At 66.3% G+C, this 13,024-nt stretch carries 14 protein-coding genes; 7 read left to right on the top strand and 7 right to left on the bottom strand.

The window, feature by feature from the left end:
* Positions 1 to 112 precede the first annotated feature (112 nt).
* Positions 113 to 748: an FAD-dependent oxidoreductase gene (locus G9465_RS08775; RefSeq protein WP_166969060.1), complete on the top strand. Its 636-nt coding sequence runs from the start codon at positions 113 to 115 to the stop codon at positions 746 to 748.
* 44 nt (positions 749 to 792) lie between these two features.
* Here G9465_RS08775 and G9465_RS26055 read toward each other — a convergent pair whose 3' ends face one another.
* On the bottom strand, positions 793 to 918 hold the full coding sequence (locus G9465_RS26055) for a hypothetical protein (RefSeq protein WP_255491978.1): 126 nt from the start codon (positions 916 to 918) through the stop codon (positions 793 to 795).
* Between the two features lie 90 nt (positions 919 to 1,008).
* On the opposite strand from G9465_RS26055, the gene G9465_RS08770 reads away from it, so the two are divergent.
* Entirely contained in the window at positions 1,009 to 1,299 is a 291-nt protein-coding gene (locus G9465_RS08770) for a transcriptional regulator (protein WP_166969058.1), read from the top strand.
* A 31-nt stretch (positions 1,300 to 1,330) separates the two neighbouring features.
* Here G9465_RS08770 and G9465_RS08765 read toward each other — a convergent pair whose 3' ends face one another.
* Entirely contained in the window at positions 1,331 to 1,747 is a 417-nt protein-coding gene (locus tag G9465_RS08765) for a Rieske 2Fe-2S domain-containing protein (RefSeq protein ID WP_166969056.1), read from the bottom strand.
* Between the two features lie 98 nt (positions 1,748 to 1,845).
* On the opposite strand from G9465_RS08765, the gene G9465_RS08760 reads away from it, so the two are divergent.
* Both G9465_RS08760 and G9465_RS08755 read left to right on the top strand, forming a co-directional pair.
* On the top strand, positions 1,846 to 2,904 hold the full coding sequence (locus G9465_RS08760) for a trans-acting enoyl reductase family protein (protein ID WP_166969054.1): 1,059 nt from the start codon (positions 1,846 to 1,848) through the stop codon (positions 2,902 to 2,904).
* A 263-nt stretch (positions 2,905 to 3,167) separates the two neighbouring features.
* Positions 3,168 to 4,466: an alpha-amylase domain-containing protein gene (locus G9465_RS08755; protein ID WP_166969052.1), complete on the top strand. Its 1,299-nt coding sequence runs from the start codon at positions 3,168 to 3,170 to the stop codon at positions 4,464 to 4,466.
* Between the two features lie 55 nt (positions 4,467 to 4,521).
* Here G9465_RS08755 and G9465_RS08750 read toward each other — a convergent pair whose 3' ends face one another.
* From G9465_RS08750 to G9465_RS08730, 5 genes are read right to left on the bottom strand one after another with little or no spacing between them, the layout of a single operon-like run.
* Positions 4,522 to 5,394 carry an aminotransferase class IV gene (locus G9465_RS08750; protein ID WP_166969050.1) on the bottom strand — a complete coding sequence of 291 codons (873 nt, stop codon included), beginning with the start codon at positions 5,392 to 5,394 and terminating at the stop codon, positions 4,522 to 4,524.
* A complete protein-coding gene (locus tag G9465_RS08745; RefSeq protein ID WP_166969048.1) occupies positions 5,379 to 6,047 on the bottom strand; it encodes an aminodeoxychorismate/anthranilate synthase component II in 669 nt (222 codons plus the stop codon). Before G9465_RS08745 ends, G9465_RS08750 begins: the two co-directional genes overlap by 16 nt.
* Positions 6,044 to 7,516: an aminodeoxychorismate synthase, component I gene (gene pabB / locus G9465_RS08740; RefSeq protein ID WP_166969046.1), complete on the bottom strand. Its 1,473-nt coding sequence runs from the start codon at positions 7,514 to 7,516 to the stop codon at positions 6,044 to 6,046. Before pabB ends, G9465_RS08745 begins: the two co-directional genes overlap by 4 nt.
* A gap of 48 nt (positions 7,517 to 7,564) precedes the next feature.
* Positions 7,565 to 8,032 carry a helix-hairpin-helix domain-containing protein gene (locus G9465_RS08735; protein WP_166969044.1) on the bottom strand — a complete coding sequence of 156 codons (468 nt, stop codon included), beginning with the start codon at positions 8,030 to 8,032 and terminating at the stop codon, positions 7,565 to 7,567.
* 50 nt (positions 8,033 to 8,082) lie between these two features.
* Entirely contained in the window at positions 8,083 to 8,880 is a 798-nt protein-coding gene (locus tag G9465_RS08730; protein WP_166969042.1) for a shikimate dehydrogenase, read from the bottom strand.
* Between the two features lie 138 nt (positions 8,881 to 9,018).
* Between G9465_RS08730 and G9465_RS08725 the strand changes: the two genes are divergently transcribed.
* The 3 genes from G9465_RS08725 to ftsZ all read left to right on the top strand — a co-directional run bounded on the left by G9465_RS08725 (position 9,019) and on the right by ftsZ (position 12,999).
* Entirely contained in the window at positions 9,019 to 10,380 is a 1,362-nt protein-coding gene (locus G9465_RS08725) for a sodium:calcium antiporter (RefSeq protein WP_166972979.1), read from the top strand.
* Positions 10,380 to 11,735 carry a D-aminoacyl-tRNA deacylase gene (locus G9465_RS08720; RefSeq protein ID WP_166969040.1) on the top strand — a complete coding sequence of 452 codons (1,356 nt, stop codon included), beginning with the start codon at positions 10,380 to 10,382 and terminating at the stop codon, positions 11,733 to 11,735. Before G9465_RS08725 ends, G9465_RS08720 begins: the two co-directional genes overlap by 1 nt.
* Positions 11,736 to 11,838: 103 nt before the next feature.
* Complete coding sequence (gene ftsZ / locus G9465_RS08715) at positions 11,839 to 12,999, top strand: cell division protein FtsZ (RefSeq protein WP_166969038.1); 1,161 nt, start codon at positions 11,839 to 11,841, stop codon at positions 12,997 to 12,999.
* Positions 13,000 to 13,024: the final 25 nt, after the last annotated feature.

Raw genomic sequence — 13,024 nt, 5'->3', positions numbered from 1 at the left:
AAAGGCTTCTGTGTGTGCCCGCGCGCGTGCCTACTTGGTTTTGAAATAATGTTCGATACATCCGGCAGAACCAACCGAAATCCCCTTATCGGGCCCCAGCTTTGTCGGTGATATGGACGAACGTTCACTCCCCGTCACTGCAGTCAGGTCGGTGGGCCCAGACGCCGTCGCCATCGACATCGAGACGCCGTCGGCCTTCGACGCGCAACCGGGCCAGTTCGTCAAACTGACGCTCTCCGTCGACGGCGAGGACGAGTCACGCTTCTACACCATCTCATCGCCCGACGTCGAGGGAGTGTTCGAGATTACCGTCGGTATCGACCCCGAGGGGGCCGTCGCGCCGTTGCTCGCCGACCTCGACGCCGGCGATTCGGTGCGCATCGCCGGCCCGTTCGGCTCCGACTACTACGAGGGTGAGGCCCGCGCCGTCTTGCTCGCGGGCGGCCCCGGTATCGGTCCCGCCGTCGGCATCGCAGAGCGCGCGCTGGACGAGGGCAACGCGGCGGCCATCGTCTATCAGGACGCAACGCCCATCCACGAGGACCGGTTGGAAGCGCTCGAAGCGGCCGGTGCCGTCGTCCACGTACTGGACGGCGATGCGGACCTGACCGACGCCGTCGCCGACGCCGTCGCGGACGGCGGACAGGTGTTCATCTACGGGTTCGCCGACTTCCTCGACGACGCGACGGCCGCACTGGAAGCCGCCGGCGTCGACACAGACGACGCGAAGGTCGAGAACTTCGGATAAACGAGGGAGACCCCAGTTCGTCACGACTCGCGGCCGTCGCGTCGTCAGTTCGTCGGGCACTGGACCCCGGAGACCGGAACCGCGTGTGGTGAGACATCGCCGGCCTCGCCGAAGCCGAGGGGCGCGTCTCGCTCGTCGGCGTCCATCTCCACCGGCGTCGTCTCGGCCATGCCCGCGTATTGTGTTGGGGAGGTAATAAATATCGGCGGGGGACGGGGTCGGGGAACAAGACCTATTGTCGACGCCTGCCAAGGTATTCCATGCGCGAGGCAAGTCGCACGACGCGCCAGCGCATCGCCGACCGATTGCGCGACGAGGCGATGGCCGCAGGGACGATCGCGAACACGTTCGAGATACAGACCAGCACCGCGCTCACGCACGTCGAACACATCGCGAAGTCACTCGACGCGACAGACGAGCAACTGCTCGTCGCGCCGCCGGAGTGCGAGCGCTGTGGCTTCACGGACTTCGACGACCTGACGAACCGACCGAGTCGGTGTCCGGAGTGTAAGTCCGAGAGCGTCGCCGAACCCGCCTATCGGATCGGATAAGCGAATCGCCGCCGGGTGGCGAGGGGCCGGCTTACTGGCCCGAAAAGCCGATGCGCCCGCGCGAAGACCGGTCGTACTCGCCAGACGGCCCCTGCTGTTCGAACTCGTATCGGTCGTCGGTCAGGTACACCGCGCCGTCGTCGACGGCGACGGCTATCTCTTCGAGGACGGCCCCCTCACACGGCCCGAACGTGCAGGTCCCAGTGTCCGATTCGAACGTCGCGCCGTGTTTCTCACAGATCAGCTCCGCGTCCCGCATCGTTGCACCGCTGCCCTTGTCCAGACGAACGTCTGTCCAGTGGGGGCAGTAGTTCTCGAAGGCGACGACGCCGTCGGTGAGTCGGACCAGAATCGCCTCTTCGGTGTCGAACCCGTCCTGGACGGTAAAGAGGAAACTGCCGTCCTCTGGGACGTCACTGACTGCCGCGATTCGACTGTCCTCGTCCATGCTGCGTCAGGGTATGTGAGTCGTCGGTTTCAATGCCCCGGTCGGAAAACCGACCACGCCGCTACCCTTTATCCGCGCCTCCGCCGAACACCGCGGGCATGGGCGAGTTCGTCATCTACGGGTCCTACGGCTACACCGGGTCGCTCGTCGCGAACGCGGCGGTCGACCGGGGCCTCGACCCGGTGCTGGTCGGGCGCAACCGCGAGAAGGTCGACAGACAGGCCGCCGAACTCCAGTGTGACTTCGAGGTGGTCGGACTGGACGAACCGAAGGTCCTCGACATGGTGCTGGAAGACGCGACGACGGTGCTTCACTGTGCCGGCCCGTTCTCCCGGACGTGGGGACCGATGGTCGACGCGTGTCTGCGGACCGGGACGCACTATCTGGACATCACCGGCGAACTCGACGTGTTCGAGGCCATCCACGCCCGGGACGGCGACGCCGAGGACGCGGCCGTGATGCTCATGCCGGGTGTCGGGTTCGACGTCGTCCCGACCGACTGTATCGCCGCCCATCTCGGCGCACGACTGCCCGACGCTGACACGCTCGAACTCGCCTTCCACGCCGAGGTCGGTCTCTCCCGTGGGACGCTGAAAACCGTCGTCGAACACCTCGACGCTGGCGGGGCGGTCCGCCGCGACGGCCGCATCGAACGGGTCGGTCCGGCCCACGAGACACGGACCATCGATTTCGGCTGGGGACAGGATGGGCTGCATGCCGCCGCCACGCCGTGGGGCGACGTCTCGACGGCCTACTACACCACCGGCATCCCGAACGTCACGGTGTACATGTCGATGCCCGAGAGCGCGGTACGGGTGCAACGGCTCACCGGCACGCTCTCGCCGCTCCTCGGTCTGCCACCGGTGAAAGCCGCGCTGAAGTGGTACGTAGAGCAAACCACAGACGGGCCCGACGCCGAAGAGCGGGCGAGCGAGCAAAGCTACGTCTGGGGCGAGGCAACGACGCCGGACGGGGGCCGTGCGGTCAGTCGGCTTCGAGGCCCACACACGTACGACCTCACCGTCGAGACCGCACTAGCCGTCGTCGACCGAGTCCTCGACGGCGACGCGCCGACCGGGTTCCAGACGCCCGCCGGGGCCTACGGCGCCGATCTGATTCTGGACGTCGACGGCGTCGAGCGAGAAGACGTTGTCTGAGAGGGTGGGGGGCGGGCCCGGCAGCAGCCAGATTTCTCTTGGGTTGTCAACAGTCGACCATCGACGAGTCGAATGGCTCGCCGAAAACGGCCCTCACAGACCATCTAACACGATTCAACAGTCATTCTAGTTGTGAGTTTATTACGTTTGTCTACAAATATATTACTATTAGATTACATCCTCATCTTTAATGTTATGTAGGATTTCATCATAAGTTGTGGTTTGGCAGTCCGAACCACATTCGGCCAAGGGAAACCACGCAGATGACACGACACTTCACAAGGGGAGACGTGAACGTCTCCCGCCGTGACGTACTCAGAGGAATGGGCGCACTCGGCGCGGCAGCGACGGGTGCTTCACTAACGACTGGCGGTGCCGAGGCGGTCGGTTCCAGTGCGGTGTATCAGTACTACCACACCGACTGGAATCAGGTCAAGAGCAACCTCTCGACCATCGCAGACCAGGGCTACGACGCGATTCAGGTCCCGCCGGCACAGTACAGCCGTCTGGACCGGAGTCACCAGCAGGGGGTCACCGACCCGCCACTGGGATATCAACCGGTCGACTTCAAGAACTTCAACAGCGTGTTCGGCACCGAAGCCGAGTACGAGGATATGGTGGCCGAGGCCCACGCACAGGGACTCGACGTCATCGCCGACGCGATTATCAACCACATGGCCGCCAACGACGATTTCCGCGGTGCGCCGGGCATCTCCTTTGCGGACCTGCCGTACTTCAGCGAGCAGGACTTCCACCCCGAGTCGTCGATAGACTACAGCGATCCAGAGTCCGTCGAGAACGGCTGGCTCGTCGGGTTGAAAGACCTCAAACAGGAGTCCTCGTACGTCCGCGGTCAGCTAAAGGACTACGTCGAGAAGTACGCGGCCCTCGGCGTCGACGGCATTCGGTGGGACGCCGCGAAACACGTCCCCGAGTGGTTCTTCAGCGACTACGCCAACCAGTGGGCAGACGACCTGGGCCTCTACAAGGTCGGCGAGGTCCTACAAGGCGACGTGGGCTACTGTCAGGGGTACGCCGACACCGGGATGTCTGTCACGGACTACCCGCTGTACTACACGATGAAGGAGGACGTGTTCCACCAGAACGGTGATATGCGCGCCCTCGACGGCGCCGGACTGGTGAACCAGTCGCCGTTCCAGGCGCTGACCTTCGTCTCCAACCACGACAGCAGCCCGCCGCAGTACGAGAAACTGGCCTACGCGTACATCCTCACCTACGATGGGTATCCGCGGGTCTACAGCAACCGCATCGCCGTCGACGACAGCGACATCCAGAACCTGCTGTGGATAAAGAACAACCTCGCCGGCGGTGCGACCTACACGCGCCACGTCGACCAGAACCTCTACATCTACGAGCGGAACAACAACCTGCTCGTCGGCCTCAACCGTACCGGTTCGTGGCAGAGCAAGTGGGTGTACACCACCTGGACCAGCCAGTCGCTACACGACTACACCGGCAGCTCCGGCGACGTCACCACCAACGGTGACGGCTGGGTCCAGATTTCGATTCCGCCACAGGGGTGGGTCTGCTACGCGCCGTAACGCGCCGATACGCTCTCGCCGGCCGGCGGAGCGGGCCGCCGGCCCGGTTCCGTTTTCAGTAGTGTTCGGTCTCGACGCGTTCGTCGTAGAGCCGCTGGAGCAGTTTCGTCATCGGACCAGACCCGACCTCCATGCCGTCGACGGCCGCGATCGGTCGGATCTCCCACGTCGAGTTCGTGAGAAACGCCTCGTCCGCGTTCCGGACGGCGTCGAGCGAGTAGTGGCCCGTCTCCACCGGGAACTCCTCCTCGCGAGCCAGTTCCATCACGACGTCGCGGGTCACTCCCGGAAGGAGGTCGAGGTCCTCACTCGGCGTCCGGAGACCGTTCTCCGTCACGAAAAAGAGGTTGCTCGTCGCGCCCTCCGCGACGTGTCCGTCGACGGTCCGCATCAGGCACTCGTCTGCGACATCGCCGTCGATGGCGGCCCGCCGGAGTTCGAGTCTGCCGAGGATGCCGTTGAGGTAGTTGTGCGTCTTCACGTTCGCCGGAATCGCCTCGCTGGGGGCCCGTCGGGTCCGCACCGTCTGGACGTCGGCCGGTCCGTCCCACACTCGCTCCCCGTCGCGGCCGCCACGCGGGAGTTCCTTGACGACGACGACTACCGTCGGGTCGACGTCGGGGTCCGGCGTGAGTTTCCCGGGCTGGACCCCTCGCGTCACCGAGACTTTGACGTACGCCTCGGTGAGGTCGTTCGCGTCCAACGTCTCGTCGACACGCTCACGCAGGTCGCCGGGGACGGCGTCGGCAAACCCGAGCGTTTCGGCGGTGTGCTGGAGCCGGTCACGGTGGGCGTCCCACGCGAACGGGTCGCCGCCGTACGCCCGGAGCGTCTCGAACGCCGCGTCGCCGTACATGAACCCGCGGTCGAGTACCGATACCGTGGCCTCGTCGGCCGGAACGACCTCGCCGTCTACGTGATAGTACATAGTTGACAGAAGTTCTCGACCATCTGTTTCCCGTGGTCGGTGAGGATGCTCTCGGGGTGGAACTGGACGCCGACGTGGGGGTGGTCGCGGTGCCGCACGCCCATGACGATTTTCGCCTCGTCTTCGGTGTATGCCGTCTCTTCTAGCACGTCGGGCAGGTCGTCTCGCCGCACCGCCAGCGAGTGGTACCGGCCCACCTTCACGGGGTCGGGGACGCCCTCGAAGACCCCCTCGCCGTCGTGGGTCACGAGCGAGGACTTGCCGTGGACGACGGCCTCGGCGTGGCCGACGGGCGACCCGTTGGCCGCACATAGCGCCTGGTGGCCCAGACAGACGCCGAGCGTCGGATAGCGGAGTTCGGCGAACGTCGGCATCGAGACGCCGGCCTCGTCGGGCGTCCCCGGACCGGGTGAGACGACGATACCGTCCGGGGAGAGGTCGTGTATCTCCTCGACGGTGACGGCGTCGTTGCGCCGGACGACCACGTCGTCCTCGTCACCGCCGAGTCGACAGACCACCTCGCCGACGTACTGGACGAGGTTGTACGCAAAGGAGTCGTAGTTGTCGACGACGAGGACGGTCGGCGCGAGGTCGTCGCTCGGCGGTGTGCCCCGGCCACGCCGCCGGCCCTCGCTCCCGATGGGGTCGCTCATCGCGACCCCTCCACGGAGAGGTCCGCCCGCCGACCGAGCGCTTCGTCGACGGCTGTGACGAGCGCTCGGCCTTTATCGAGCGTCTCGTCGTACTCGCTGTCGGGGTCCGAATCGTGGACGATGCCGGCCCCGACCCGGAGGTGGTACTCCTCGGCGTACCGCACCAGCGTGCGGATGACGATGTTCAGCGTCGCCCGGCCGTCGAACCCGAAGACGCCGATAGAGCCGGTGTACGGGCCGCGACGAGTCCGCTCGACCTCGTCGATTATCTCCATCGTCCGGGGCTTGGGCGCGCCGGTGATGGTCCCGCCGGGGAACACCGCCGCGATGGCGTCTTCGAGGGTCGCTCGCTCGCGCATCTCGCCGGTCACCTCCGAGACCAGATGCATCACTTCGGAGTAGCGGTCGACGCGGCGGTAGTCGGTCACCTCGACAGTGCCAAAGCGACTCACCTTCCCGAGGTCGTTTCGCTCTAAGTCGACCAGCATCGCGTGTTCGGCCCGTTCCTTCTCGTCGTCCAGCAGGTCGGCTTCGAGTCGGTCATCGGCCTCGGGAGTATCGCCGCGGGGACGGGTGCCAGCGATAGGTTCGGTCACGAGGTGGTCGCCGTCGCGGTGGAGCAGTAGTTCCGGACTGGCACTGACGAGGTCCACGCCCGGGAACTCCACGAGGGCGGAGTAGGGGGCCGGATTGACCGCCCGGAGTGCGTCGAACGCCTCGACGGGGTGGACCGCCGCCGGGGCGCTCAGTCGCTGGGAGACGTTCGCCTGAAAGGTGTCGCCGTCACGGATGTACTGTTTGACCGTCCGGACTCGCTCGGCGAACGCTTCGCGGGTGCAGTCGCTCTCGAACCGGGCGGTGTCCGTCTCCACGGGCGGGTCCCCGACGGACGGGTCGCCCTCGACGGCCTCGCGGGCGAGGTCCAGTGCGTGTTGCTTGCCGAACTCGTAGGCCAGTTCGGCACTGTCGTGGTCGTCGAGTCGGGGACAGGCAGTCACGGTGAGCGTCACCGGGCCGTCCCCGCGGGGCTCCGTCCACGCCGCGACGCGGTCGTAGGTCGCCAGCTGCAGCTGTGGGAGCGCCCGGTCGGCGACGGCGCTGTCCGACAGCGTCTCCAGTTCGCGGACGACGTCGTAGGAGAGCCAACCGATGGCGCCACAGGGGTAGGGGACGTCGCAGTCGCCCCGGACCAGCGTCTCCTCGTCGAGCAGTCCGGCGAGCGTTCCGAGTGTGTCGCCCTCGTCGGGAGCCACCTCGGTGAAGTCGGCCGGTGCGGTCGCGAAGTAGCCCCACCCCGACTGCCCTCCGGTGGTCGACAGATAGACGCCACCGACCGAACCGCGCGCCCGGCGATAGGCCTCGAACGGGTCGTCGACGGTTGTCCGGACCGCGACGGGAATCCGGGCCGTCTCCGGCGCGTCCGCTGTGAGGCGCTCGAAGGTGTCCCGGTCGGTCTCGACCGTTGGCATTACGCAGAGAGAACAGGTGCGAGAGTAATTCGCTTGCGGTTCGGGCAGTCAGTACGCCCGGGCCCGTTCTATCCAACCCTCGACTCGGCTCTCTGAGAGGTCCGTCTCGGACGCGATTTCGGCGGCGTCGGCCGCGGCGAGTTCGCCGACCGTCTCGATGTCGAGCCCCGAGAGGCGTTTCGCGTACGCCGGGCCGATGCCCTTGATCTCGGTGACCGGGTCGTCGCTCCCTTCGGGCACCGCGGGTTCTGGCTCTTCATCGGCGTCGTCCGTCGCGTCCGGTTCGGCTTCGGGAACTGTCGCGTCGATGTCCGCTGCCGTCTCGTCGGATTCGGCCGCCCCGACGTCTGATTCGCGCTCGGTCGTCGCCGTCTCAGTCCCTTTGACCGCGTCTTCACTCTCAGTAGATGGTTCGCGCTCGACAGTGACGTCTACGTCACCAGACGACCCCGCCGCAGACGTAGATTCTGCCTCGTCGAGTCCGAGTGCAGATTTCAGTTTCTGAAGGAGACCCATATCCGGTCATACTGCCCCCCGGCACTAATCTCTTGCTGGTACGCTATCGGTTACAGGCCGCTTCGTAACGCCTCGTTCATGGGGTCGACCGGGGCGTCTTCGCCGGTCCACAGTTCGAACGCCTCGACACCTTGATACAGTAACATCCACGCGCCGTCGACAGTCGTCGCACCGACGGCGGCCGCCTCCCGCAACAGACGCGTCTCGATGGGCGAGTACACTGCATCGAGAACCGCGAGGTCGGGCGTGAGTGCCGACTTCGGCACCGGCGTCTCGTCCTCGTCCATCCCGACGCTGGTGCAGTTGACGAGGACGTCGGCGTCGGCGAGCAGCGCATCGAAGTCACCGAGTCCGTGGCCGGTGGCGTTCGGAACCTCGTCCGCCAGCGCGTGGGCCTTCGACGCCGTGCGGTTGGCGATGCGGACCGACATCCCCTCGTCTGCGAGGCCGAAGGCGACGGCGCGGCCGGCCCCGCCGGCACCGACGACGACGGCCGTTCCCGATAGCTCGACCCCGTGGTGGTCGAGCGCCCGGACCGCACCGACGGCGTCCGTGTTGTACCCCCGCGGCGTCTCGCCGGAGAAGTCGACGGTGTTGACTGCGCCGATACGTGCTGCCAACGGGTCCGGGTCGACGGCGTCGAGTACGTCCTGCTTGAACGGAATCGTGACGTTCAGTCCGGCGACGCCGAGTTTGTCGGCTGCCTCGACGGCGGCGGCGCCCTCGTCTGCCGGTGGTTCGAACGTGACGTACTTCGCGTCCAGTCCGAGCGCCTCGTACCCCGCCTCGTGCATCGGCGGCGACAGCGAGTGCCCGACCGGGTTTCCGATGAGACCGTAGACGTCCATACACCCGCCAGCGCGCGCCTCGGATATGAACGCCACGCTCCCGCCCCGCCGGGGGTTCGGTGGTCGTCCGGGCTTTCGCAAGTTTTTCACGCTGACCTGTGCTGTCCTCACCTAGTGAGTCGTCTACGTCATCCCCTGGTGCAGGTCTCACTCGCGGGGTTGCTGACTGTCGGCTGGGTCGGTGTGAGCCTCCTCGGTATCGGCCTGACCACGGTCGCGACTGTCGCGGTGAGTGGACTGGCCGTCCTCGGTGCCTCCTTCCTGCTGGCGTGGGGTGCCGAGACGGCAGAGAAAGACGTCCCGCGTGCGTTCGCTATCGCCGTTCTCGCGGTGCTCGCCGTCGCCCCGGAGTACGCCGTCGACGCGCTGTTCGCGTGGAAGGCCGGCGCCGGCGGGGCGACGACCGAGGCGTGTACGAGGCTCTCGGCTGCCGCTATCGAGGCCGGCGAGACGCCGCTGGCACGGGCCTGTCACGACGCCAACCTCGCCATCGCCAACATGACGGGGGCCAACCGCATCCTCATCGGTATCGGGTGGGCGGGCATCGCCGCGTTCACCGTCTGGCGGGCCGCGACGACGCAGGACCCTGCCGTCGAGAAGCGAGACGGCTTCCTGGCTGACGTCGTCAAACTCGACACCGACATCGCGACGGAGATTACGTTCCTGCTGGTCGCCACGGCATGGGCATTCGCCGTACCGCTGGGCGGGGGTATCGGTGCGCTGGACACGCTGTTCCTCGTGGGACTGTACGTGGCCTACATCGGCCTCGTCCTCAAGTCCGATATCGAGGCACACGACCACACCGTCGGCGTCCCCCGATACTTTCAGGAGTGGTCGCTGCCGTGGCGACCCATCGCCGTCCTCGTGCTCTTTGGCTACTCCGGGCTGATGATTTTCACCGCCGTCGAACCCTTCGCCCACGGGCTAGAGGAGATCGGCCTCCAGATCGGCGTCCCCTCCTTTTTCATGATCCAGTGGATCGCGCCGCTGGCGAGCGAGTCGCCGGAACTCATCGTCGTCGCCGTCCTCGTCAACAAGGCCCGGTCGACGGCGGGGTTCAACGCGCTCATCTCCTCGAAACTCAACCAGTGGACGCTGCTCATCGGGACCATCGCGGTCATCTACTCCATCGCGCTGGGCCGGTACGGCGTCCTCCCGTTCGACGCTCGACAGGCCGCGGAGATCTGGATTACCGCCGGTCAGTCGTTCTTCGCGCTGGCACTCCTCTGTAACTTCGAAATATCCATCCGCGAGGCCGTCGTGCTGTTCGCCCTGTTCATCAGTCAGGTGCTCGTCGAGTTCGCGCTCATCCGGGACCTGCTCGTCTTGCCGATAACGAGCCACGACCTGTTGTTGGGCTACACGGCGCTGTACATCGTCGCCGGCGTCGTCCTGTTCGCGCTGCGGTGGCAGTCGTTGAAACACCTCCTCGGACTGGCCGGTGACGCCTTCCGGACGGCGATAGGCAACGACCCGGTCCACATGGACAAAGCCGACTGATGCTCGCTATCGTCGTCTCCCGGGCCGACGAAGCGTCGACGCACATCGGCGAGCACCTCCTCGAACTCGCGCCGTGGACCGAGACGACCGACGAGGACCGGGCGGACGGCGAGGGCGGCGGGACCGTCTACCGGACGGACGGGGCCGAACTCCGCGAGTTCGACGCGCTCCACCTCGAACTCGACGGCGTCGCAGACGCCTTCGACGACCCGGACTGTCTCGTGTTCGCCTCCCGGCACGCCGGCGAGACGGACGAGTTGCTGACCGCCCACCACGCGGGGAACTTCGGCGCGGCGGAGTTCGGCGGCGAGGGCGGCCACTTCGCCCGCGCGTGTCCCAGCACACACCGTGCGGTCGTCCACGCGCTGACCGACCACGCCCCCGAGGAATATGAGGTGGGCATGGAGTGTACACACCACGGCCCGACCGAGGTGGGCGTGCCGTCGATGTTCGTCGAAGTCGGGAGCGCCGAACCGCAGTGGCGAGACCCAGACGCCGCCCGCGCCGTGGCACAGGCTATCCTCGACATCCGCGGCGTCCCAGCAGACGCCCCGAGGGAGAACGGCACCCGTCGACACCTCGTTGGCTTCGGCGGCGGCCACTACGCGCCTCGGTTCGAGCGCGTGATCCGCGAGACGGACTGGTCGGTCGGCCACGTCGCGGCGGACTGGTCGCTGGACGCACTCGAGGAGTGGGCCGACGACGAGACTGAGCGTGCCGCAGTTCTCGACAGGGCTTTCGACGCCAGTGTCGCCGACTACGCGCTGCTGGAAGACGACCGGCCGGCCCTCGTCGAGACGCTGACGGCGCTGGGTTACCGTGTCGTCGACGAGACGTTCGTCCGGGAGACCAGCGGCGTCCCACTCGACCTCGTCGAGGCGCTTGAAGGGGCGGTGACACCCGTCGGTGACGGCCTCCGCTTTGGCGACCCGGCGACGGAGTACGCCGGCGAGTGGACCGTGGTCGACCTCCCTGGAGACCTGCTCTCGGAGGCCACCGGGATCGACGAGGCGGCGGTCCGGTCGTGGCTCGACGGTCACGCGCTCGCGTTCGACACCGAACAGAACGGGACCGTCGTCACCGGCCCCGTCGTGTTGCCCGCCGACCGCTCGCACGACGACGTCGTCACGGCGCTTGCCGACGTCCTCCGTCAGCGCTACGACAGTGTCGAACGCGACAGCGGGCAGCTAGTCGCTCGGGAGGAACGGTTCGACCCCGACCTCGCACGCACCGCGGGCGTTCCGGAAGGGCCGAAGTTCGGAAAGCTCTCTGCGGGCAAGCCGGTGGAAGTCGATGGTGAAGAGATCGGCCCCGAACGGTTCCAACGTGAACGTATACGCCGATTTACGTTGTAGAAAACGGCCCGCAAAACGCCCGAAGGCGGCGACCAAACCGTCAGACGAGTGTCAGACACAGGGGGAAAACTAATGAGTGTTCGTCTGTAACGGGGATTTAAATATGGACTCGATTATCGACGACGCCATCGACGAGGCCGAGGAGGAACAGGACGTGGCCTCCGACGGCGAGACGGCGACCGAGACGACGCCGAGCAGAGAAGAGATGTCGACTTCGGGAACGATGACCGACGACGAACTCGCGAACGTCGTCAAGGACCTCGAAACGAAGATCACAGTGGTGGGGTGTGGCGGTGCCGGCGGCAACACCGTCACCCGGATGATGGAAGAGGGCATCCACGGGGCGAAACTCGTCGCCGCGAACACCGACGCCCAGCACCTCGCCGACGAGGTGAAAGCCGACACGAAGATTCTCATCGGCCGGAAGCGCACCGGTGGTCGCGGTGCGGGGTCCGTCCCGAAGATCGGCGAGGAGGCCGCACAGGAAGACATCGAGGACATCCAGCAGTCTATCGACGGTTCTGACATGGTGTTCGTCACCGCCGGTCTCGGCGGTGGGACCGGGACCGGGTCCGCCCCCGTCATCGCACAGGCCGCACAGGAGGCCGGTGCCCTCACTATCTCTATCGTCACTATCCCCTTCACTGCGGAAGGCGAGCGCCGGCGGGCCAACGCCGACGCCGGCCTCGAACGCCTGCGTGCGGTCTCGGATACAGTCATCGTCGTCCCGAACGACCGACTGCTCGACTACGCGCCGTCGATGCCTCTGCAGGACGCGTTCAAAATCTGTGACCGCGTGCTGATGCGCTCGGTCAAGGGCATGACCGAACTCATCACCAAGCCCGGTCTCGTCAACGTCGACTTCGCCGACGTTCGCACCATCATGGAGAACGGCGGCGTCGCGATGATCGGTCTCGGCGAGTCCGACTCCGAGAACAAGGCCCAGGACTCCATCCGCTCGGCGCTTCGCTCGCCGCTTCTGGACGTGGAGTTCGACGGCGCCAACTCCGCGCTCGTCAACGTCGTCGGCGGCCCCGACATGAGTATCGAGGAGGCCGAAGGCGTCGTCGAGGAGATATACGACCGCATCGACCCCGACGCCCGCATCATCTGGGGCGCGTCCATCAACAACGACTTCGAGGGCAAGATGGAGACCATGATAGTCGTCACCGGCGTCGAGTCCCCGCAGATCTACGGCCAGAGCGAGGCCGAACAGGAGAAGGCCGCCCAGCAACTGGGCGACGACATCGACTACGTCGACTGAGTGGACCCGTCACGGGCGGCGCTGT

It is taken from the genome of Haloarcula sp. JP-L23 (genome assembly GCF_011602445.1).
Classification (GTDB): domain Archaea; phylum Halobacteriota; class Halobacteria; order Halobacteriales; family Haloarculaceae; genus Haloarcula; species Haloarcula pellucida.
The sequence above is the reverse complement of the archived record's forward strand: the minus strand, read 5'-3'. Positions and strand labels throughout refer to the sequence as shown.